Consider the following 22736-nt stretch of genomic DNA (forward strand, 5'->3'; position numbering starts at 1 on the left):
CTATACCAGTTAATGAAGTGAAGGAGGATTTATGAGTATCAATGCCGTGGTACGTGCCCGGATTGACCCTGCTATTCGTGATGAGGCTACAGAAGTATTGGCTCAGTTTGGCATGACCATAAGTGACGTTATGCGGATGACCTTAGCGTATGTCGCTAAAGAGCGCGCATTGCCTTTCGAAATGCGCCTGAATGCAACGACTATCGAGACGATTGAAAAGGCCGAGGCGGGAATAGAGGTTCATCGCGCTAGTGATGCCAAAGATTTGTTCGACCAACTGGGGATGTAATTCATGCCCCAAAGGGAGATCAGTTACACCGGACAGTTTAAGCGTGATTTGAGGTTGGCCCAAAAAAGAGGATGCGATATCCCAAAGCTGCAGGGCATCATGATGCAGATGATGAATGACCAGTTCCCATTACCTGCAGCCTTGTTAGACCATCCTCTGACTGGGAATTACAAAAAACACAGGGAATTGCATGTTGAGCCTGACTGGCTCCTGATTTATAAGATTTCCAATACTGAACTGCAGTTTGTCAGAACAGGCTCACATTCGGATTTATTCAAAAGCTAATATACCCGTATTGGAAACTTCATAAGTAGCTCCACAATCAGGTGGCCTTCACTGCCGTACAGGCAACTTAGAAATGATATATTCATGAAAATTATATGTCCTGGCTCATTCATTCTCGTGTTGATGGTTTTTGTTATTTCGTTTTCGTGCTTGAGAGTGAAATGAAAGCTGCTCTCTCAGGTTGATGATCCTTTTGTATTACTTATCTTGAATTATTTCTCAGTGTTTAAGTAAAAAAGCGTTATGATGTTTTCCAGAGTGCGTTGTATTCAATTGCATGGATGTAATCTTTATGTTAATGCCTTCTGATTTAAAAACTATTCTGCATTCCAAACGAGCTAATATTTATTACCTTCAATACTGCCGGGTGCTGGTTAACGGCGGGCGAGTGGAATATGTCACGGATGAGGGAAAGTCTTCGCTCTACTGGAATATCCCCATCGCGAATACCACGGTGGTGATGCTGGGTACCGGAACTTCAGTCACGCAGGCTGCAATGCGAGAGTTTGCAAGGGCTGGCGTATTAGTTGGCTTCTGCGGCAGTGACGGCACACCTCTTTATTCTGGTAACGAAGTTGATATTGACGTGTCATGGATCACCCCGCAAAGTGAATATCGCCCTACAGAGTATCTACAGGACTGGGTGTCATTTTGGTTTGATGAAGATAAACGGTTGATGGCCGCTAAGCGTTTTCAACATATTCGTTTGCAGCAAATAGAGCGTAACTGGTCTGGGGCCAGAATACTGCGAGAAACACGTTTTAATCCTCAAGCCACAATATTAAAAGATAAACTAGAGCGTTTTCATATCGGAATAGAAAATGCGGCCAGCCATAATGAGTTGATGCTGCAGGAGGCGCAGCTCACCAAAGCCCTTTATAAATTAGCCAGTGATGCGGTGCAGTACGGTGACTTTACGCGTTCTAAACGTGGCGGCGGAACCGACAGCGCAAACCGTTTATTAGATCAAGGTAACTATTTGGCATACGGGCTCGCTGCGGTAGCAACCTGGGTGACGGGAATACCGCATGGCCTCGCGGTGCTACACGGCAAGACGCGGCGCGGTGGGCTGGTGTTTGACCTGGCTGATTTGATCAAAGATGCACTGATATTGCCGCAGGCCTTTATTGCCGCCATGGAAGGCGAGGACAACCAAACTTTTCGCCAGCGCTGTATTACCGGGTTTCAGCAGTCTGCCGCGCTGGATTTAATGATTGAAACGCTCCAGGAAACAGCTGCTGCATTAAAAGGCGAGCAAAAATGAACGTCCTGATTGTCTCGCAGTGCAGCAAAAAAGCGCGAGAGCAAAGCTGTCAGATCCTCGACCAGTTTGCGGAACGCAAAGGGGACGGCTGCTGGCAAACGATGATTACGCAGCAAGGGCTGGATACGCTAAGGCGTTTACTTCGTAAGAGCGCCCGCCGAAATACGGCCGTGGCCTGCCATTGGATTAAGAAAAGCGGGCAAACGGAACTGCTGTGGATTGTCGGCAATCTTCGCCGGTTTAACGTCCACGGCTCGGTGCCAACTAATCGTACTTCGAGAGATATTCTGCGCAGTAAGCATGAATCTGGCTGGCGCAGCATCGAGTCCATTGCCGTGCTGGCCGCCATTGCCGGTCTGTTTCATGATTTTGGCAAAGCGGGGGCTTTATTCCAGAAAGGATTAAAAAACGCCTCAGCCCGCGGCTACCAGCCGTTTCGCCACGAGTGGTTATCCGTACGGCTGTTTCAGGCGCTGGTCGGGCAGCAAACCGATGAACAATGGCTGGCGCAGCTCGGCGAACTGAAACCCGCTGATGAAAAAACGTTGCTGGCGCAGCTTTACAAAGATACGCAGGAACGAACGGAAAGCCCGTTTATTAGTTTGCCTCCGCTGGCGCAGGTTGTGGCATGGCTAATTCTGTCCCATCACCGTTTACCACAATACTTAAGGAAAGATGCTCCCCCCAGCTTTGAACAGGATAACTGGCTGACGGCGCAGCTTAATGCCAACTGGAACTCATGTAATCACCTCAAGGATGGCTGGTCAGCCCGGGATTTTAAAGACGTCTGGCGCTTTCCTGGGGGAACGCCTTTGCAGAGCAGCACCTGGCGCGAGAAGGCCCGGCAGTTGGCAAAGCGGGCCGCGCACGCGGTCTCTGTTTATGAATTTGGGAGCCTGGATCAGGTTTTCACCTTACATATGGCGCGCCTGTCGCTCATGCTTGCCGATCATTTTTACTCTTCGCAGATGCCTCTCACTGCGTGGCAGGATGCGGCTTATGCCGCCTGGGCGAACACCGAACGGGCAACGGGGCAGCTCAAGCAGAAGCTGGATGAGCACAATATTGGCGTCGCACATCATGCGTTTTTATTAGGCAGAACGCTCCCCGTGCTGCGCGAGCATTTACCGGCGATTACCCGGCATAAGGGTTTTCGTGAACGGGCGAAACATCCTCGTTTTCACTGGCAAAACCGCGCGTGGGATGTGGCCCAAGGGCTGCGCGAACGAGCTGATAGGCAGGGTTTTTTCGGTATCAACATGGCTTCAACAGGCTGTGGCAAGACCTTCGCTAACGCACGAATTATGTATGCCTTATCTAATGAGGATAAAGGCTGCCGCTTTACCGTCGCACTGGGGCTGCGCACCCTGACGCTACAGACCGGAGATGCGCTTCGGGAAAAACTGAATCTGGGTGAGGACGATCTTGCCGTGTTAATCGGTTCTTCCGCCGTGCGTGAGCTGCATGACGATAAAAATAAAGAAGAAGATGATATCGACCGCAGCAGCGCTTCAGAAGATGCGTTATTCGAAGGGCATCAGTATGTTCATTATGACGGCGTGATTAACCAGGGGCCGCTGCGTCAGCTGCTGGATCGCGATCCAAAGCTCAGCAAGCTTATCAACGCCCCGGTGCTGGTCTCGACAATCGACCATATTATGCCTGCGACAGAAGGAACGCGCGGTGGGAAGCAAATTGCGCCCATGCTGCGCCTGCTCACCAGCGACCTGGTGCTTGATGAACCCGATGATTTTGATATTGCCGATCAGCATGCGCTTTGCCGCCTGGTGAACTGGGCGGGAATGCTGGGCAGCCGGGTGCTGCTCTCATCCGCGACGCTGCCGCCGTCGTTGGTATTGGCGCTTTACAGTGCTTATCTCTCCGGGCGAAAAGCCTTCCAGCAGGCCTGTGGGGAACCGGGGCAGCCGCTAAATGTCTGCTGTGCCTGGTTTGATGAGGATGAATCCTGCCCCGCTGAGTTTGGGTCTGCGCAGTCTTTCTATGAGCACCATAATCAGTTCGTGCAGCGTCGGGCTAAAAGGCTGGCGGTGAAGCCGGTTATCCGGGAAGCGAAACTGCTTCCCGTTGAGGCGGCCGAGGGGGAAACAACGTCGCTGGCTGCCACGCTGCAGCGCGAAATTCTTAGTTTGCATACCAGCCACCATCAAACGCACCCCAACGGAAAGACGGCCTCACTGGGGCTGATGAGAATGGCGAATATTAATCCTCTGGTGGCAACGGCCAGGGCGCTGATGTCGCTCCCTTCGCCGGAAGGATATTGTATTCATTACTGTATTTATCACAGCCAGCACCCGCTGCTGTTTCGTTCGCATATTGAAAAACGCCTGGACGCGGCGTTTTCTCGCCATGATGAACAGTCGCTGTGGCGGCAGCCCGAAATTCAGAAAGCCATTGAGCATAATCCTGCGATGAATCACATATTTGTCGTGCTGGGGACTTCTGTCATTGAGGTTGGCCGGGATTGGGATGCGGACTGGGGCATTGCAGAGCCCAGCTCAATGCGCTCGATTATCCAGTTTGCCGGCCGCATTCAACGGCACCGGCAGCAAAAGCCGAACAGCGCCAATCTTCTGATCCTCAGTAAGAATATGCGTGCACTGCGTCCGGGTGCCCAAAAAGCGGTCTACTGCAAGCCCGGCTTTGAAAACGAGACGTACAGGCTGAGCAGCCACGATCTCGCCGATATCCTTCGCCCTGAGCAATATCAATTTGTAAATTCGGTGCCGCGCATTCTTGAGCCCGCCGAAAATTATCGCAAAACGAAGCCTTACCATAATCTCAGCACCCTTGAGCACGGGCGCAGCTATGGCGATCTGCTGGGAGCCATAGAGGCTAATAAACGGCCTCCGGCCGCAGCGTGGTGGCGCAAAAAAATTAGCTGGAGCAGCGAGCTGCAAAGGTTGACGCCATTCAGGCAGTCTCAGTCCGAAGAGCAGCTGTTTTTGTTTATGGCAGAAGAAGAGGACGAACCGACTTTCTGTGTGCTGGATGATAAGGGCTGGAAGGAGGCGGGGGGAATCGACCCCGTTGAGCTGCCGCTTGCAGAGGGGGTTTGTTCCTGGCTGGAAAGTGATTATGCCACGGCGATGCTCGAGCTGGCGGAGCGTAAAAGCATGGAACTTCAACAGGTCAGCCGCTTCTATGGCGAAATTAATTTACGGGTTAGTGAGCCGGGTTCACCCACCTGGCTTTATCACCCTTTATTGGGCGTGTTTCGCGCCCTCGATTGAGGGCGCGAGCTGCCTGTACGGCAGTTAACTAGCTACAAGCCACACGGGTTATATATATTTCTAAGCTGCCTGTACGGCAGTTGCTGAAGTTTAAGGGGGTTAGTCAAATATAACAAGATTGGATTTTAATCCTATATATAATCAGTATGACTTGTAATTTTTTGTTGACGTGAATTAATTTTACGCGCATTCTCTGGCATATGTAAACAAACCTGGATACTGAGATGAGAGATTTTAGGATTCTTTCATGTGCTTTTTTACTATTTATGACTACAGCGATGCTGCCTCGACCTGAGTCCGTCGCTATTAGCCAGAACTTTAATGGCCCTGGAGTAAAGGTTGTTAACTCATTAATAAGTTTGCATTTAAGGTGATTTTATCGTAACCGGAGGGATGATGATGTCTACACGGATAAGTGCATTTGTTGTTGAATACATCGCAGGACGACGGCAAACCAAACTCGATGCCTTCAACAAAGATGCCGCTAAGCGCCTGGCGGCAGATAGCGCGCTAGAAAGTGAAATATTGCAGGAGCGCCGCGAGCTTGAGTTACGCTATGCGCCCGGTAACTGGCTAACGGATGCGGCAAAGCGGGCGGGGCAAATCAGCCTAGTCACGCACGCCGCTAAATTCACCCACGGTGATTCCAAAAGCAGCAGTATTTTTACCGAAACCGGTGCTGTAGAAGGTTACCTTTCAACTTCAACGTTGAATAACCCTGCGGCTGATGCAGTGGGCAATGCTGCGGCGCTGGATATAGCGAAGTTGCTGCAAACCGAAGTGGACGGCGATTCTCTGCTGGCCTGCCTGAAGCGCAACGATGACTCACCGCTGGCGGCGCTGGCTGAAAGTCCACAGCAGCTTGCCGAGTGGCTGGAAGGCTTTTCGCGAGCGCTGACGATAAAAGATCCCGTTTCCCACAAACTGGCGAAGCAGATATATTTCCCCGTCGCCGGTGGCTACCACCTGTTGAGCCCGCTGTTTTCCAGCTCTCTGGCTCAGGCCATGCACCAAAAAATGGTTGCTCACCGCTTTAGCGAAGAGGCGAAAGCCGCCTGGAAGGCGCGCGGTAAAAATGAGTGGCATCCGGAAACTCTGGTGATGTTTCCCAACACTGCCGTGGTCAATTTTGGCGGTACAAAGCCGCAAAATATTTCTTTATTAAACAGTGTTCGAGGTGGGCGTACATTGCTGCTTCCTGCCCAGCCCCCCGCCTGGGAAGTTCAGGATAAAAAGCCGCTTGGCATGATCACCATCTTTGCTCCCGGTGCCTTTGAACGTGTGACAAGGCATGCCCGTCGACAGCTGATTCATCTGTTGGCGAGCACCGGAGAAACAAAAAACGTTCGCATTCGTCGGCAGCGCGACCGCTACATCGATGAGATTATCGATCTGCTCTTCAATATTGCCGCAGGTATTCAGCGTGAAGAGTGGGCGGGTTGGACTCAGGACTCAGAATGTAAATTATCTGAACATCAGCGGCTGTGGCTCGATCCTTATCGGGCTGTTACCGACGAAGCTTTCCGTGCCACGCGCGAGAAGGGTGACTGGCAGATGGATGTGGCGAATGATTTTGCCCGCTGGCTGAACGGAAATCTTAAGGCCGGAGGGATAGGCGCTGAGCTGACAGAGCAAAAAGAGTGGCGAACAAAACCGCTGTTCCGCCAGCGCCTGCGCGAGATGGAACGCGCTTTCAGGAGATATCGCCATGAGTAAGCTTATCGTTTTACATCGCCTGAAGGTTGAAAATGCCAACGCCATTGCGGGGCTGACCTGGGGCTTTCCGGCAATAACTCACTTTCTTGGTTACACGCATGCGCTTTCCAGAAAGCTTGAGGCCAGCCATGGGTTAACGCTGAGCGGGTGCGGCGTGGTTTGCCACAGCCATCAGGTTCATGCCCATACCTCCGGGCGCGACTACCAGTTTGCGCTGACCCGTAACCCGCTGACTCGCGAAGGAAAAACGGCCGCTTTTAATGAAGAAGGCCGTATGCACATGACGGTCTCTCTGCTGTTGGAATGCCACGGCGAGATTGCCAACGGCGATGCGGGATTCCGGGCTTTGGAAGAGCACATCGAAACGCTGTGCCAGACGCAAAAGCTGGCCGGTGGATCCATCACGGGGATGCGTAACGTCCGCGTTCATGCGCTGACTGCTGCTAAGGACATATGGCGAGAGGTTCGCTATAGCCTGATGCCGGGCTTTGCTCTTCTCGACCGCTCGTCCTTGCTGGAGGCTCACTTCCAGCAGCTGCAACAGCAGCAGCCAGACGCGGACAAGCTTGATGCCTGGCTCGATTTCGCGGCGCTCAAAATGAAATCTGACGAATCAGGAAACTGGCAATACCAGCCAAAACCAGGGGCGGGTGGCTACCTGGTTCCGCTGATGACCGGCTGGCAGCGAATATCTCCTCTTTATGACGCCGGTACAGTCGCCAATGTGCGTGATGCCGAGTCGCCGTTCTGCTTTGCCGAAGCGGTTTACGGCGTGGGGGAATGGCGTGGTATGCACAGGATTGCGACGCCTGAAGACGCATTCTGGCGCTATCGCACCACGGAAACCGGCTACTACTGCTGCGGCCCGCTCGTTCAAGAAGATGATGATCTGGACACCGATGCAGAGCTGGAAGCAGATGAACCTATTATTTTTGATGACATTTAAGGGACTATATCATGGCGAAAAATACGACGATTAAAACGGCTTCTGTACTGGCCTTTGAGCGCAAACTGGCGAACTCTGACGCACTGTTATTTGCTGGCAGCTGGCAGGGTAACAGCTGGCAGCCGGTAAAAGTTCAGGAGAAAGCCGTGCGGGGCACCATCTCCAACCGCTTAAAAAATGCGGTAGCCAGCGATCCTGCAAAGCTGGACGCCGAAATCCAGAAAGCCAACCTGCAGCGTGTGGATGTGTCTGCATTACCTGCGGATGCCGATACCTTAAAAATGGCCTTCAGCCTCCGCATTTTGGGCAACCTGGCCACGCCGTCGGTTTGTAACGATCGCGCTTATCAGGCTGAGCTTGAAGACGTGATCAATGGCTATATCGCGGAAAACGGTTTTGCTGAACTGGCGCTGCGTTACGCCTCAAACCTGGCCAATGGCCGTTTCCTGTGGCGTAACCGTGTGGGTGCAGAGCAGGTGAGAGTGGTCGTTAAAGGGAGTAAAACCTGGGAATTTAACGCCCATGATTACTCGCTGCGTGACTTTGGCAACAAGGACGAATCGCTGAACGCGCTGGCGGCAGAAATCGAACTCGGCCTGAAGGGTGAAAGCTTTGTGCTGCTGAATGTTGAAGCCTATGTCCGCCTGGGGCAGGGGCAAGAAGTGTTCCCTTCTCAGGAACTGGTGCTGGATAGCAACAGCAGCAAGAGCAAAGTGCTGTATCAGGTGGACGGCGTCGCGGCTCTGCACTCCCAAAAGGTGGGCAACGCGCTCAGAACTATTGATACCTGGCACCCGCAGGTAGAAGCGCTCGGCGCTATTGCGGTAGAACCGTACGGCTCAGTCACCAGCCGTGGTGTGGCCTGCCGTCAGCCAAAAGAGAAAATGGACTTCTACACTCTGCTCGATAACTGGGTGACAAAAGGTGACAAGCCGTCGGTTGAACAGCAGCACTTTGTGATGGCCGTGCTTATCCGTGGTGGCGTATTCGGCGAGAAAGCAGACTAAGGGCGGGCCTATGGACAGCTATCAGGATATCCGGGTTCTTCCGGACCCAGAGTTTAAGTCAACGATGCTGCTCTCAGCCTTATTCGCCAAACTGCATCGGGCGCTTGCGGCTCGCGAAACAGGTGACATCGGCGTTAGTTTTCCTGGGCACAGCAAAACGCCGGGCGAGGTGCTGCGTTTGCACGGTGAACGCGCGGCACTTGAGGCTCTGGAGGCAACTGGCTGGCGCGCAGGCCTGAACGACTATTGCTTCAGCTCAGGCGTGCAAGCCGTTCCGGAAGTTAAGGGCTGGCGATGCGTTTCCCGTGTGCAGGTCAAAAGCAGCGCAGACAGGCTGCTGCGCCGCTCCGTTCGCAAGGGGTGGATCACCGAGGAAGAAGCACAGATGCGTATTTTAAATCAGCAGGATCAAAGCTCCGATCTGCCTTTTATACAGATGAAGAGTTTATCCTCTAAGCAGGCATTTCGGTTATTCATCCTGCACGGGGAGCTATTGCCCTCTCCGGTAGAGGGCAAATTTAGCCTCTACGGTTTAAGTGCCAAAGCGACCATTCCCTGGTTTTAATCTGCAATCCGGGCGGGAAACCGCCCGGTTTTTTCTTCAGAGTATTAATAGTTAACGCAGTTTGGATTTGAATGAGGAGCTCTTTATTTCATTCACTGCTGTGAGGATAGTTTAGAAACCGCCGTAGATCGTTGTGTAGTAAAGCGTAGCAATGTTCACCCTTTGAATGTAGGGGAACATCGTGAGTGCTCATGTGTTTTATTTGCATCGTATTCATTACAATTTTTGATTTTAAGCCCTATTATGTAACGTATAGGTTACTGGGGGCTTAAATGAAAATCACTATTACCATGTCTGATTTAGCGATAGCTAAAGAACTTTATGAACGTCTCGAAGGCCTAAGGAAAGCAAAAGGGTTGTCTCAAGATGCTTTGGTAGAGAACCTTGGTATTAGCAGGCCGACCTATGCAAGGCTTAAAAGAGGAACCTGTAGTCTTGGAACGTTTATCGGTGTGCTGCGTGAACTCAATCTACTTGAGAGTTTGGAGGCTCTGGTCCCGGCTCCTACTGTGCGCCCCTCTGAAATAATCAAGGCCAAAACGGGCAGAAAAAGAAATCACCGGCAGTCTATTCTTAAGACTTCTGGCGCAAAGACGGAATATCGTTCAGTGAAAGATATGCTTGCTAATCGTAAAAAAAATAAGGTTACGGAATGATAGCGAATTCTTGTGAGGTTCTGTTCGATGGAATTCTTATAGGGTATCTGGCATACACCGATGATAGCGGGATGGCTACGTTTGAATACACCAAAGAATGGCAAAAAGATGGATTTAGCCTGTCGCCGTTATACATGCCCTTGAGCGATGCCACTTTCACCTTTCCTGCACTTTCGTGGGACACGTATCGTGGTTTACCTGCTGTATTTGCAGACTCTTTACCTGATGATTTTGGTAATGCCTTGATCAATGCCTGGTTGGCCGCTGAAGGTATGGATAAATCACAGTTTCAAGCAATAGATCGGTTGTTATACACGGGCACTCGTGGAATGGGGGCGTTAGAGTACCAGCCAACAACTGGCCCTCAAGATGTTCAAAGTGAACCCGTATTGATCACCGAACTTATAAGCATCGCCCAAAAAGTACTGGACGCGCGAGATGAACTTCAATTAACCGATCGTGAAGAATCTTCCATGGCTAAGCTGCTCCAGATTGGTACCTCTGCAGGTGGTGCAAGGGCAAAAGCCGTGGTGGCAATAAATGAAAGTAGAACTGAGATTCGCTCTGGTCAGGTTGAGGCTCCGGAGGGGTTTCAGCATTATCTGCTGAAGTTTGATGGTGTGGTTGAACACAGGTCTGATACGCAAACCTTTGGTGATCCCAGAGGATATGGTGTGATGGAGTATGTTTACTACCTGATGGCCACTCAGGCTGGCATAAAAATGTCGCATTGCGAATTACTGAGGGAAAAACAGAGTAACAGAGCTCACTTCATGACTGAGAGGTTCGATCGGTTTGGTGGCCAAAAATATCATGTGCTTAGTTTGTGCGGAATAGCCCATGCTGATTTCAGGAAACCTGGAATATACAGCTATGAAGAAATGCTGTCCGTTGCGCGACAACTAGAGCTTTCTTATAAAGAGCAGGAGCAACTTTACCGGCGAATGGTCTTCAATGTCATTGCGCGAAACCATGATGACCATACAAAAAACTGGTCCTTCATGGTTAATGATGATTTTAAATGGACGTTAGCTCCCGCTTTTGATGTTGCATGGAGCTACAAAGAAAATTCTCCGTGGGTGAATACCCATCAATTATCAATAGCCGGGAAACGTGATAATTTTCATATAGATGACATGTTGTCTGTGGCTAAAAATATCACTGGTCTTCGTCCTTCCAAAGCCAGAAGTATCATTGAAGAAACAATCGCTGTCGTGTCTCAGTGGCGTGAGTTAGCTGAATCCGAAGGGGTTCCTGAGACTTTGCGTGATGAAGTATGGAACTCACTTCGTCTTAAATGGTAATGTTTACGATGCAAGATATGCTTAAAATGCCATTTTTGTATCGTATTCGATGCGGGTTGTTGCGTAGTGGTAATGCATTAAATGCCAGAACTCAAATGTTAAAGCATTCGCTGTGAAATGCTCTTGTTTACTGTCGCACAGGCAGAGTTGAAGTAGTCGCGATGAGCATTCTTAGGAGATTTCACCGCCGCATAGGTTATGAGCGACCATAAAACCAGGGATCTTGCCGTCTGATTTTTCCAAGCCTGTTCGTTGCCCCTGCCTGTTCGTCATCCAAAAAATGGGTTTGAAGCACGGATTACAGCTGAATAACCATCGATGCTAAAAGCCGAACGTTCGCAAACCCTATTTTTATCTCAGCTCGTAACCTATTGATTTATAGATTCTGTGCCGTTGCACCTAAAAAAGGGTGTGAAGTCAAAAAGAGGCGGTTTTGTTTCTTGCAACAAAGGGTTAGCTGTGAAAAGCTCTTGTTCACTGCCGTACAGGCAGCTTAGAAACAGAATTGATGCGGCATGGATATTAAGGCCATGTTCACTGCCGTACAGGCAGCTTAGAAATTTGTGACTCAAGCTCTTCGATGCGCTTCTCTGTTCACTGCCGTACAGGCAGCTTAGAAAATCACCGGCGACTTTAAGTGGCTCGACACCTTGTTCACTGCCGTACAGGCAGCTTAGAAATGCCTGGTACACGGCGGAAGATAATGCTCTTACGTTCACTGCCGTACAGGCAGCTTAGAAACGCTAGGTGCCAGAGAAGGCTGCGGGTCGGCATGTTCACTGCCGTACAGGCAGCTTAGAAATGAAGTCTGCGAACGAAATCTTCGCTACCTCTGTTCACTGCCGTACAGGCAGCTTAGAAACATCCATCCGGCAAGACCACAGGAAGCGCCCAGTTCACTGCCGTACAGGCAGCTTAGAAATACAGATGACGCTAAGAGTCAGGGAATAACTGGTTCACTGCCGTACAGGCAGCTTAGAAATACGTCTCTGGCGGTACCGGGCAGGAATTGATGTTCACTGCCGTACAGGCAGCTTAGAAAATCATTAAAAATATTGTTGATGTGCTTGATGAGTTCACTGCCGTACAGGCAGCTTAGAAATTTGATATGAGCCCTTGAGGAAGTCAGTTAGTGTTCACTGCCGTACAGGCAGCTTAGAAAGAACACAGATAACACGGTATCTCTGACCGTCGGTTCACTGCCGTACAGGCAGCTTAGAAAACAACGTAGTTATTCCGTCCGATGAAGCTGAAGTTCACTGCCGTACAGGCAGCTTAGAAAAGAACCTGACCGCCGTCCTTGTAGACGCGCATGTTCACTGCCGTACAGGCAGCTTAGAAAGGATGGGCGATCACTAAAGGCGGCTATGCGGTGTTCACTGCCGTACAGGCAGCTTAGAAATCTTTTGTATCGAGCCCCGGCACACCGAGAATGTTCACTGCCGTACAGGCAGCTTAGAAAATTCGTCAGCGTAAGTGTACCTTGAGCCATATGTTCACTGCCGTACAGGCAGCTTAGAAACGTATATCCCGCACCATGAACGTTGTGCTGAAGTTCACTGCCGTACAGGCAGCTTAGAAATCTAAAGACTGGCTAATCACTGCTGGTGTTATGTTCACTGCCGTACAGGCAGCTTAGAAAATCACCAGATCGTCGGTTGTCTTTGAGCCAGTGTTCACTGCCGTACAGGCAGCTTAGAAACTCTGCTACCCACGGATCCAAAAATTCTGCAATGTTCACTGCCGTACAGGCAGCTTAGAAATCGCCAGTTACGACGGAGAAATCGTTACGGTTGTTCACTGCCGTACAGGCAGCTTAGAAATCCGCTACGCCATTAAGCACGTTGATGCTGTTGTTCACTGCCGTACAGGCAGCTTAGAAATGGTGAGATTCATCTGTGAAGCGATCGGGGAAGTTCACTGCCGTACAGGCAGCTTAGAAATGTGAAATCGGCATCTTGTTACCATCGGCATCGTTCACTGCCGTACAGGCAGCTTAGAAAATGTTGTTGTTCAATCCGTAACAAATACCGGCGTTCACTGCCGTACAGGCAGCTTAGAAAGCTGACTTTGGCCAGATCCTGCGCCGTGATTTGTTCACTGCCGTACAGGCAGCTTAGAAAACGCAGGCTTTCAACATCAATCGCTTTAACCAGTTCACTGCCGTACAGGCAGCTTAGAAATGAAGAGAAGGCCGGGGCTGCTTAGGAGTTGGTTCACTGCCGTACAGGCAGCTTAGAAAACGTCCGCCAGCGGTTGCGCCAGTTCCACGCGGTTCACTGCCGTACAGGCAGCTTAGAAAACCATTTGTGATCCCCCAGGTCGCCAGCGGGCGTTCACTGCCGTACAGGCAGCTTAGAAAGGTCGGCAGCGCGGCGGCGGTAGCCTGCCCGGGTTCACTGCCGTACAGGCAGCTTAGAAAAGAAAATATATTGCTATCGGGAAATAATCATGCGTTCACTGCCGTACAGGCAGCTTAGAAACTGTTTCGATACAGTTCACTGCCGCACAGGCAGCAGGCGAGGTACGATAAAATTAAGTGTCTCGCCTGCATTCCCTCACGCCAGCCCCAGAACCCTGTCCAGCGACCAGCGGCCTGCTCCACGGGCGAGGACTAGCAGCAGCAATCCGCCCCAAATCAGGTGCGTTGGCCATGCATCCGGGTAGACAAAAATCTCAATCACCAGGGTCATAAACAGCAACCCCGTGGCGGCGAAGCGTGAAAACAGACCCAGCACCAGCAGAACAGGGAAGGTGTGTTCGGCGAATGTGGCGAGGTGCGCGGCGATGTTATAGGGGATAAGCGGCAGCGCGTATTCGGTGCGGAACAGCTCGTAGGTGGACGGTTTCAGCGTCATAAATCCGGTCACTTTGGTGCGGCCAGACAGGAAGAACACGGCGGCAATGCCCATGCGGGCTATCAACAGCAGCAAATTGTCACCAATACTTCTCTGGATCCTACCCCAGAGTCTATTCCACAGCGCTCTCGCGCCTTGTTCCGTCGTTTTTTGTTCAGATACTTTCATCATTTAACCTCAAAAAGTGTGATTAAGATGCGGCGAACACGCCGCTGCTGAGCAGGTTGCTGAAAAAAGGGCCGAGGGCGAGGGTTGGCTCGGCAACCAGCGCCTGTTCGCTGGCCTGGTCAAGGGTTGCTCCCTGGCGGCAGGCGGTCAGAAAAACGGCTCCGCCCTGGCTTAAGGGCTCGGCAAAAATGCGCTGCTGACGGCGAACCAGCAAAGTGCCTTCGCCCTGCCAGTGAATCGTCTCCGGCGCAGCTGCTTGCTCACGGTTGAATGCCCAGAGCGTGAACACCGGCAGCGTGGGGTGCCAGTACCAACGAACGCTGTCCCTCAGCCGTAATGATGTGGTGCTCAACGCGTCCGCCGTGGTATTGGTCAGCGCATGGACATCCAGCGGAGCCGAGGGCGGGGCGCAAAACACCTCTAGCCACAGTTTGTCCAGCTCCGCCACCGCGCTTAAATACGGCAGTTCTCTGGCCGGAGGGTAAGCGCTAATGAAGAGAGGGAAGGCGTCGCCGTAGCGAACCAGTTCGCTTCCGTGTGGAGGCCGCTCAAGCGCATAGCCGCGCGCCATTTCACGGAAAAAGTCGCTGCCGGTAAGCCGCGAAACGCTGGGGAAGTTCGCCTCCAGAGCGTCAACGCAGGCTTTGATCACGCCGTTACGGTAAACGGCAAGTCCGGATTGCGTCTGGAAATGGCTAAGTTCAGGCCGTGCTTCGCCATACAGCAGGCCAATAAATGCCTCGTGGAAGCGGCTTAAGGAGTTACTCATGCAGTGGCTCCCAGCGTGTCGAGGATGTGCTGCGCGCGCTGCTGTTCGGCCAACAGCTCATCAAACGACGGCAGGTTGTCATCCCGTTCGATAAGCGTGGGTTTCGCTCCCGCGCGCTGGATCAGATGCGCATAAAGTAACCAGACTTCTTCGGAAACCGACCGATCGTGGCTATCAATCAGCAAATGGCTACCGCCTTCGTCGGGGCTAAAGCCCGCCAGGTGGATCTCGGTGACGCGTTCGACCGGGAAACGGCTCAGCCAAGCTGCAGCCTCAAAGCCGAGATTGTGGGCGCTGAGCCAGACGTTATTCAGGTCGAGCAGCAGCCCGCATCCGCTCTGGCGGCTGACTTCGTCGAGAAACTCAATCTCGTCCCACTCATGTTCCGGCATCTGCAAATAATGTGTAGGGTTTTCCAGCGATATTTGGCAGCCCAGCGCGTCCTGCGTGCGCTGAATATTGTCGATAACGCGGTGCATCAACCTTGTCGTCCTTGGCACTGGCAGCAGGTCGGGGTAATAAACCCCGTTCCAGCGCGACCAGGCGAGATGCTCGGAAACAAGCGCCGGTTTGATGTCAGCCACTAACGCTCTTAGCTGCGCGAGCAATTGAGCGTCCGGCGGTTCGTCTGCAGCCAACGAAAGCGAAACGCCGTGCAGGGATATCTGATGCTGCTGGCGGATAGCCGCCAGCCAATCTCTGCGCGGGCCACCCGCCATGAGATAATTTTCACTGTGAACCTCGAACCAGAGGGTTGATGGACTGGCCCAGGCGTCGGCGTAATGCTCGGGCTTAAGGCCTAATCCGGCGCCTAAAGGATGTGTCATCGTCATGGGAGTGGCCCTTTTATTAACCTTCGGTCAGCGAGCCGTGGCCATTTGGCGTTTGGATCGATGTGCAGGTGCCCGCCGGTACCATTTTGTAGGCATTTTTTTGGTAATCGACTTTAGAGGTCCCTGCGCAGGTGGTGCCCGCACCGGCCTTGCAGTCGTTGTCTGCGGCCTTGGCAATACCAAAACAGCGCTCAAGGTTTGGCCCGGTTAATTCGGCGGCAAAGGAAGCCGCGCTGAAAGAAACCAAAGACAGGGCAATAGCGGACATAGCAATACGGTTCATCATGTTCTCCAGATCGTTAAAATGAATTTAGGGGCGGTAAATAATCGGCTATTTATTGAGAGCGTTATTTCCTCCTTATTGAACAAGGCGTGTTAATTTCCCGAAGTAATATTCACGGCTTTAAATATCGTGCGGGCGACATTTCTCGGGTCGTAAAGCATCGGCACGTGGCTGACCGGTAGCTCCGTGACGTGAGCGTGAATTTTCTTCGCCATCGCTCGTTCCAGGTCCGGGTTAATCATCCGGTCGTTGCTGCCGACCAGGAACCAGCTCGGTTTTTGCTGCCAGGCGGCGGTGGTCACTTTTTCGGTAAAGCTTGCGGCGGCGATCGGCATCTGCGTGATGCCAATAATGTTCTGCGCCTCAGGCGTCGCATCCTGGGCAAAATCGGTGGCGACGGCCTGCGGATCGAGACTCAGGAAGCCGTCCGCACCCTTGATGATTTTTGCGCTGCCCGGTGGTGCAGGGAAGCTGTTAGCCAGATCCGCCGTTGACTGGCCTGGCGACGGCGCAAAGGCGTTGATGTACACCAGCCCTTTCACTTTCGGGTCGTTGCCCGCCTCGGTAATGACCGTGCCGCCCCATGAATGGCCGACCAAAATAACGTCGCCTTTGGCGCGGGCGATGGCGCGTTTGGTTGCCGCTACGTCATCTTTCAGCGACGTGAGCGGGATTTGCGCGGTGATGATTTCGTAGTGGCGCGTTTGCAGCACGGGGATCACCTGCTCCCAGCTGCCGGTGGCATCGGCGAAGGCGCCGTGCACTAACACGATGGTGTGCTGCGTTTCCGCCTGGGCGGCAAATCCGGTCATCAGGCCAGCCGCAGCCAGCGCCAGCAGCGTTTTACGCGTGGGTTTCATTTTATTTTCCTGTTTTAGGAGGAGGGAATAAATCAGCGGTAAATATCGGCGCTGCCGAAGTAGCTGTTGTTGCCGCCAGCGGAGACCACTCGCCAGGCGCTGGCCCCGGCTTTCTCGGCTTTCTGAGCCAGTTTTTCATTGAGCTGGTCGAGAGACAGCGTGGTGCTCTCGCTTTCGGTAACGGTGCCAATTTTTACCAGGCCCTGGGCGCTATGAACTTCTTTGGCAGCAAAAGAGGGTGCGACAGCAGCGGCAAGCACGAGTGGGAGAATAACGTTGCGGAACAGTTTCATCATAAGCCTCACATATCAGGTCGTTGAACACGTTGCCGCCTTGTCGGTGGCGGATGCGCTTATTTAACGCCTGGTTTGTATGTGGGCTGTGTCAGGTGGCGGGGAATTTGTTTTGTTGTTTAGCTGAACGCGGTGTGGATACAAAACAACACAATTCTTTTGCGTTTCGTAGGATGACCCCCTCTTCCTGGGCGGAAGAGGGGGAGCGAGCGGTTACTTCAAGCCTTCGCGATTCTCTTTTTTGGCCTCTTCGGCCTCGATAGCGCGATACCAGCGTGGGTGGTGCTTCTTGGCCCAGCGGCGGCTGACTTTGCCGACGATCATGCCTTTAACCGAGCCTTTCACCCAAAACGCCATATACATATGGATCAGGATGGCGTGGATCAAAATAATGGCAGCAGCAGCGTGGATCAGCAGGCTGTAGCGAATCATCCACATCGGGAAGTAGTGCGCAAACCAGGGCCGCCAGATAATAATCCCGGTCACCAGCAGCACGAAAATCATGCTCATAATGCTCCAGAACATCATCTTCTGCCCGGCGTTGTACTTGCCCACGTCTGCCACTTTATGCTCGTTGCCTTTCAGCACCTCAACAATGCCTTTTAGCCAGGGGAGATCCTGCTTATCGGGAATGTTGTGATGCACGAAGCGCACGAACATAAACATCAGCGCCACAAAAATAGCCACGCCGAAGAACGGATGCAAAATGCGCCCCATCTGCGGCGTGCCGAAGGTTTCCGTCAGCCATTGCAGCGTCGGGAAGAACAGCGCGATGCCGGACAGCGACACGAGGAAGAAGCAGATCACCACCGTCCAGTGGCAGGCACGGTCGATGAATTTCGTTCTGACAATCATCTTACTCATGCTTATCCTCCTCGTCTTCGTCCACCTCTTCGTTCGGGCCAATGCCGATATAGTGGAAAATCAATGCGCCGAAGGTGGCGACAAAACCCGCCGCCGACAGCGGTTTCAGAATGCCTTTCCACAGGTTGATTGGGGTATCAATCTTCGGCTCTTTCGGCAGGTTGTGGTACAGCTCAGGCCTGTCGGCATGGTGCAGCACGTAAACCACGTGCGTGCCGCCAACGCCCTGCGGGTTATAAACGCCCGCATGTTCAAAGCCGCGTTTTTTCAGCTTCTCAACGCGCTGGTCTGCCATTTCCAGCATCTCTTTGCGGGTGCCAAAGCGAATCGCGCCGGTTGGGCAGGTTTTCACGCAGGCAGGCTCCTGGCCGACGCTCACGCGGTCAACGCACAGGGTGCATTTATAAACGCGGTTATCGTCTTTGTTCAGGCGAGGCACGTTGAACGGGCAGCCCGCGATGCAATAGCCGCAGCCGATGCAGTGCTCGGACTGGAAGTCTACGATGCCGTTGGCGTACTGAATAATCGCCCCGGCGGACGGGCAGGCCTTGAGGCAGCCCGGATCCTCGCAGTGCATACAGCCATCTTTGCGGATCAGCCATTCCAGCTTGCCGTTTTCACGGGTTTCTGAAAAACGCATCAGCGTCCAGGACTTGGCGCTCAGGTCGGCGGGGTTATCGTACACCCCCACGCAGTGGCCGACTTCGTCGCGGATGTCATTCCACTCCGAGCAGGCAACCTGGCAGGCCTTGCAGCCGATACAGCTTGTGACATCGATGAACTTGGTGACTTCTTCCTTGAAGTCACGCGCCCGCGGCGGCGGCGTGAAGCCGTTGGTCGCCGAGCGTTTGATAATATCCTGAGATTGCATGGACATTGTTTTCTCCCTTACGCCTTCTCAATGTTGACCAGAAACGCCTTGTACTCCGGCGTTTGCGAGTTGGCGTCGCCTATCGACGGCGTCAGGGTGTTGGCGAGATAGCCCTTGCGTGCCACCCCTTCAAAGCCCCAGTGCAGCGGAATACCGACGGTTTCGATTTCCTGGCCGCCCGCCCGCAGGGTTTGCAGGCGCGGCGTCACCACGGCCACGGCTTTAATAAAGCCGCGCTTGCTGCTGACTTTCACCCGGTCGCCGTGCGCAATGCCTTTGGCCTTCGCCAGCCCTTCGCTGATTTCAACGAACTGCTCCGGCTGCACGATGGCGTTAAGCCGCGCGTGCTTGGTCCAGGTGTGGAAGTGCTCGGTCAGGCGATAAGTGGTGCCGACATACGGGAACTGTTGCCTGCGGCCCATGCGCTTCGCGTCCGCTTCGTACAGGCGTGCCGCCGGGTTGGAAACCACGTTCGGGTGCAGCGGGTTGGTGCCCAGCGGCGTTTCGAACGGCTCGTAGTGCTCCGGGAACGGTCCTTCGGCAAGCTTGTCGAGCGCAAACAGGCGCCCAAGGCCTTCCTGCTGCATGATGAACGGCCCCACGCCGCTGTCCGGGGCGGCGGTGCTGAAGTCCGGAATATCGTTCCCGACCCATTTAGTGCCGTTCCACTGAATCAGCATGCGTTTGGCATCCCACGGTTTGCCCTGCAGGTCTGCGGAGGCGCGGTTATACAGCACGCGGCGGTTCATCGGCCACGCCCACGCCCAGCCCAGCGTATTGCCCAGCCCGGACGGATCCGCGTTATCGCGGTTCGCCATCTGGTTGCCTTTGCTGGTCCAGCTCCCGGCGTAAATCCAGCAGCCGGAGGCGGTAGAGCCGTCGTCACGCAGCAGCACGAAGGAGTCCAGCAGTTGGCCTTTTTTCGCCAGCAGGTTGCCGTTGCCGTCAAACAGATCTTCCAGCGCGTAGCCGTTGCTCTCTTTGGCGATCTCTTCAGACTCAGGATGATCCGGCTGGTGGTAGTCCCAGCGCATTTTCATCAGCGGCTCCATGCCTTTGCCGCCTTCGGCCTGGTACATCTGGCGCAGGCGGTGGTAAAGCCCGGCAAGAATTTCGCCGTCGTTAAGCGCTTCGCCCGGTGCATCCGCGCCTTTCCAGTGCCACTGCAGCCAGCGGCCGGAGTTTGCTATGGAGCCGTCTTCTTCCGCAAAACAGGTGGACGGCAGGCGGAACACTTCGGTCTGGATCTTCGTCGGGTCGACGTCGTTCATCTCGCCGTGGTTCTGCCAGAAGTTGGAGGTTTCCGTCACCAGCGGGTCGATAACCACCATGTACTTCAGCTTGCTCAGGCTGGCGACAACCTTGTTTTTATCCGGGAACGAGGCGACGGGGTTAAAGCCCTGACACAGGTAGCCGGTCACGAGATTGCGATCCATCATGTCGAAGTACTTCAGCACGTCGTAGGCCTGATCCCACTTCGGCAGCCAGTCAAAGCCCCAGCCGTTTTCCTTCTGCGCTTCGTCGCCATAGAACGCTTTCATCAGGCTGACGAAGAACTTCGGATAGTTACCCCAGTAGTTCACCTGGCCCGGCAGCGTGGCTTTTGCCGTGTTGGCGGTGAGGTAGCCTTCGAGCGTGGTTTGCTTATCGGATGGCAAAGACAGGTATCCCGGCAGGCTGGTGGACAGCAGGCCGAGGTCGGTCAGACCCTGAATGTTGGAGTGACCACGCAGCGCGTTGACGCCACCGCCCGCCATGCCCATGTTGCCCAGAAGTAGCTGGATCATCGCCATGGTGCGGATGTTCTGCGCGCCCACGGTGTGCTGAGTCCAGCCCAGCGCGTAAAGGAACGTGGTGGTGCGGTCGACCGCGCTGGTTGAGGCCAGCACTTCGCAGACTTTCAGGAAGTCTGCCTGCGGCGTGCCGCAAATATCCTCGACGACGTCTGGCGTGTAGCGGGAAACGTGCTCTTTGAGCAGGTTCCACACGCAGCGTGGGTCGGTCAGCGTGTCGTCACGTTTCGCAAAGCCGTTTTCGTCGAACTGGTAGTTCCAGCTGGTTTTGTCGTACTGGCGCTTTTCTTCGTCGTAGCCGCTGAACAGGCCGTCGTCGAAGCTAAAGTCCTCACGCACCAGCAGGGCCGCATTGGTGTAGTGTTTGACGTACTCGGCGTTGATTTTGTTGTTGGAAATCAGGTACAGAATCACGCCCGACAGGAAGGTAATGTCGGTGCCGGAGCGGATTGGCGCGTAGATATCCGCCACCGAAGCGGTGCGGGTAAAGCGCGGGTCGACCACAATCAGCGTGGCATCGTTGTTGTTTTTGGCTTCCATCGCCCAGCGGAAACCGACCGGGTGGGCTTCAGCGGCGTTGCCGCCCATCACCATCACCACGTTGGCGTTTTTGATATCAACCCAGTGGTTGGTCATCGCACCGCGACCAAATGTTGGAGCAAGACTTGCTACCGTTGGTCCGTGTCAGACGCGCGCCTGGTTATCTACCGCCAGCATGCCCAGCGAGCGGGCAAACTTCTGGGTTAACATGCCGGTTTCGTTGCTGGCCGCCGAGGCGCACAGCATGCCGGTGGAAAGCCAGCGGTTAACCGTCACGTCCTGCTCATTTTTCTCGATGAAATTGGCATCGCGGTCGTCTTTCATCAGACGCGCAATGCGGGAGAAAGCCTCTTCCCAACTGATTCGCTGCCATTTGTCTGATCCTGGCGCGCGGTATTCCGGGTAGCGCAGGCGATTATCGCTGTGAATGTAGTCGAGCAGTCCTGCGCCTTTCGGGCACAGCGCGCCGCGGTTGACCGGATGATCCGGGTCCCCTTCGATATGGAAAATGCTGGATTTGGCGTTTTTCGAGCCATCTCCGAGGCTATACATCAATAAACCACAGCCAACAGAACAGTAAGTACAGCTATTGCGAGTCTCTTTTGCGCGCAGCAGCTTGTAGTTGCGCGTTTCCGCCAGTGCGGCTTTTGGGGCAAAGCCCAGCACCGCCGCCGTTGTACCTGCCATTCCGCCGGCGCAGATTTTGAAAAACTTCCTGCGACTGACGTTCATCGTCACCTCATTGTTACGACGTTTTTAGTGCGGGCGAAAATAACAGCTACAGCTATTCAGATATTGCGTGAAATCAATTCGATAAACATTGGGTAGAGGATTACCCCTTTGGTGTTAGTGGTTATTTGATGAGAATAATACCGGTGTGTGCCAGAGGAAGATAAAAGGGGAGTAAAACGATGCGTGCAGGTGCGGTGCCGTTTAGCGAGGAAACGGCACGCTGAAGGCATTGAGTCAGATGCGGGTAATCGAGAACCAACGGCGCCAGATAAAACGCAGCAGGTAATACTCAACGGTACCCAAAACCAGGAACCAGATGCAAAACAGGATCACGTAAAGCTGGCTGAGATCGACGAGGTGGAACGTGTCGATGAGCTTTTGTGCCAGCGTCAACGTTAACGCCGGTGCCGGGAGCAGCAGGCATGACAGAAAGGCCAGCAGCAAAATGCCGCCCGCGCTTAACAGCGCTTGGTGTGGATGGTTCATGACGTTGTTAGCCTGAGGTTAAAAGGCTATTGTCCGGGAAAATGTACCCGGGTGTAAACCATTTGAGAAAGGGTAAAAGGCGGCCCCTGAGAACAGAGGCCGA

At 53.4% G+C, this 22736-nt stretch carries 20 protein-coding genes and 1 CRISPR repeat array; of the genes, 10 read left to right on the forward strand and 10 right to left on the reverse strand.

The window, feature by feature from the left end; all coding sequences use genetic code 11:
- Nucleotides 1-31 precede the first annotated feature (31 nt).
- From CNE01S_RS09550 to CNE01S_RS09595, 10 genes are all read left to right on the forward strand, one after another.
- Nucleotides 32-289 (forward strand): type II toxin-antitoxin system RelB/DinJ family antitoxin, encoded by a 258-nt coding sequence (locus CNE01S_RS09550; RefSeq protein WP_061275466.1) that lies wholly within the window; start codon nt 32-34, stop codon nt 287-289.
- Nucleotides 290-292: 3 nt separating this feature from the next.
- Nucleotides 293-574, forward strand: coding sequence for a type II toxin-antitoxin system YafQ family toxin (locus CNE01S_RS09555; RefSeq protein ID WP_061275468.1), 282 nt, complete (start codon nt 293-295; stop codon nt 572-574).
- A gap of 277 nt (nt 575-851) precedes the next feature.
- Nucleotides 852-1838 (forward strand): type I-F CRISPR-associated endonuclease Cas1f, encoded by a 987-nt coding sequence (gene cas1f / locus CNE01S_RS09560; protein WP_061275470.1) that lies wholly within the window; start codon nt 852-854, stop codon nt 1836-1838.
- Nucleotides 1835-5089 (forward strand): type I-F CRISPR-associated helicase Cas3f, encoded by a 3255-nt coding sequence (gene cas3f, locus CNE01S_RS09565; RefSeq protein WP_061275472.1) that lies wholly within the window; start codon nt 1835-1837, stop codon nt 5087-5089. The genes cas1f and cas3f overlap by 4 nt, the downstream gene beginning before the upstream one ends.
- Before the next feature lie 396 nt (nt 5090-5485).
- Nucleotides 5486-6805 carry a type I-F CRISPR-associated protein Csy1 gene (gene csy1 / locus CNE01S_RS09570; protein ID WP_061275474.1) on the forward strand — a complete coding sequence of 440 codons (1320 nt, stop codon included), beginning with the start codon at nt 5486-5488 and terminating at the stop codon, nt 6803-6805.
- Nucleotides 6798-7751, forward strand: coding sequence for a type I-F CRISPR-associated protein Csy2 (gene csy2, locus CNE01S_RS09575; protein ID WP_061275476.1), 954 nt, complete (start codon nt 6798-6800; stop codon nt 7749-7751). Before csy1 ends, csy2 begins: the two co-directional genes overlap by 8 nt.
- 11 nt (nt 7752-7762) lie before the next feature.
- Nucleotides 7763-8758 carry a type I-F CRISPR-associated protein Csy3 gene (csy3, locus tag CNE01S_RS09580; RefSeq protein WP_061275478.1) on the forward strand — a complete coding sequence of 332 codons (996 nt, stop codon included), beginning with the start codon at nt 7763-7765 and terminating at the stop codon, nt 8756-8758.
- Between the two features lie 10 nt (nt 8759-8768).
- Nucleotides 8769-9323 (forward strand): type I-F CRISPR-associated endoribonuclease Cas6/Csy4, encoded by a 555-nt coding sequence (cas6f, locus tag CNE01S_RS09585; RefSeq protein ID WP_061275479.1) that lies wholly within the window; start codon nt 8769-8771, stop codon nt 9321-9323.
- Between the two features lie 272 nt (nt 9324-9595).
- Nucleotides 9596-9979: a helix-turn-helix domain-containing protein gene (locus CNE01S_RS09590; protein ID WP_061275481.1), complete on the forward strand. Its 384-nt coding sequence runs from the start codon at nt 9596-9598 to the stop codon at nt 9977-9979.
- Nucleotides 9976-11283 carry a type II toxin-antitoxin system HipA family toxin gene (locus CNE01S_RS09595; RefSeq protein WP_061275483.1) on the forward strand — a complete coding sequence of 436 codons (1308 nt, stop codon included), beginning with the start codon at nt 9976-9978 and terminating at the stop codon, nt 11281-11283. The genes CNE01S_RS09590 and CNE01S_RS09595 overlap by 4 nt, the downstream gene beginning before the upstream one ends.
- 472 nt (nt 11284-11755) lie before the next feature.
- A CRISPR array of direct repeats spans nt 11756-13766; the repeat unit is 28 nt; unit sequence GTTCACTGCCGTACAGGCAGCTTAGAAA.
- 75 nt (nt 13767-13841) lie between these two features.
- Here the strand turns inward: CNE01S_RS09595 and CNE01S_RS09600 are convergent.
- From CNE01S_RS09600 to CNE01S_RS09650, 10 genes are all read right to left on the reverse strand, one after another.
- Nucleotides 13842-14312: a DoxX family protein gene (locus CNE01S_RS09600; RefSeq protein WP_072279125.1), complete on the reverse strand. Its 471-nt coding sequence runs from the start codon at nt 14310-14312 to the stop codon at nt 13842-13844.
- Between the two features lie 19 nt (nt 14313-14331).
- Nucleotides 14332-15078, reverse strand: coding sequence for an HvfC/BufC N-terminal domain-containing protein (locus CNE01S_RS09605; RefSeq protein WP_061275486.1), 747 nt, complete (start codon nt 15076-15078; stop codon nt 14332-14334).
- Nucleotides 15075-15911: an MNIO family bufferin maturase gene (bufB, locus tag CNE01S_RS09610; RefSeq protein WP_174522178.1), complete on the reverse strand. Its 837-nt coding sequence runs from the start codon at nt 15909-15911 to the stop codon at nt 15075-15077. The genes CNE01S_RS09605 and bufB overlap by 4 nt, the downstream gene beginning before the upstream one ends.
- 16 nt (nt 15912-15927) lie before the next feature.
- Nucleotides 15928-16197 (reverse strand): BufA1 family periplasmic bufferin-type metallophore, encoded by a 270-nt coding sequence (locus CNE01S_RS09615; protein ID WP_245874313.1) that lies wholly within the window; start codon nt 16195-16197, stop codon nt 15928-15930.
- Nucleotides 16198-16286: 89 nt separating this feature from the next.
- Nucleotides 16287-17054, reverse strand: coding sequence for an alpha/beta fold hydrolase (locus CNE01S_RS09620; RefSeq protein ID WP_061275488.1), 768 nt, complete (start codon nt 17052-17054; stop codon nt 16287-16289).
- Between the two features lie 32 nt (nt 17055-17086).
- The gene (locus tag CNE01S_RS09625; protein ID WP_245874311.1) at nt 17087-17350 is read right to left on the reverse strand and encodes a YdgH/BhsA/McbA family protein; all 264 of its coding nucleotides are present in this window, start codon (nt 17348-17350) and stop codon (nt 17087-17089) included.
- A 210-nt stretch (nt 17351-17560) separates the two neighbouring features.
- A complete protein-coding gene (fdnI, locus tag CNE01S_RS09630; RefSeq protein ID WP_061275519.1) occupies nt 17561-18217 on the reverse strand; it encodes a formate dehydrogenase-N subunit gamma in 657 nt (218 codons plus the stop codon).
- Entirely contained in the window at nt 18204-19088 is an 885-nt protein-coding gene (gene fdxH, locus CNE01S_RS09635) for a formate dehydrogenase subunit beta (protein WP_061275490.1), read from the reverse strand. Before fdxH ends, fdnI begins: the two co-directional genes overlap by 14 nt.
- A gap of 11 nt (nt 19089-19099) precedes the next feature.
- Entirely contained in the window at nt 19100-22147 is a 3048-nt protein-coding gene (gene fdnG / locus CNE01S_RS09640) for a formate dehydrogenase-N subunit alpha (protein ID WP_138089285.1), read from the reverse strand.
- Between the two features lie 234 nt (nt 22148-22381).
- Nucleotides 22382-22633 (reverse strand): DUF1158 family protein, encoded by a 252-nt coding sequence (locus CNE01S_RS09650; RefSeq protein ID WP_038474967.1) that lies wholly within the window; start codon nt 22631-22633, stop codon nt 22382-22384.
- Nucleotides 22634-22736: the final 103 nt, after the last annotated feature.

This window comes from Cedecea neteri NBRC 105707 = ATCC 33855, assembly GCF_001571265.1.
Lineage (GTDB): Bacteria > Pseudomonadota > Gammaproteobacteria > Enterobacterales > Enterobacteriaceae > Cedecea > Cedecea neteri.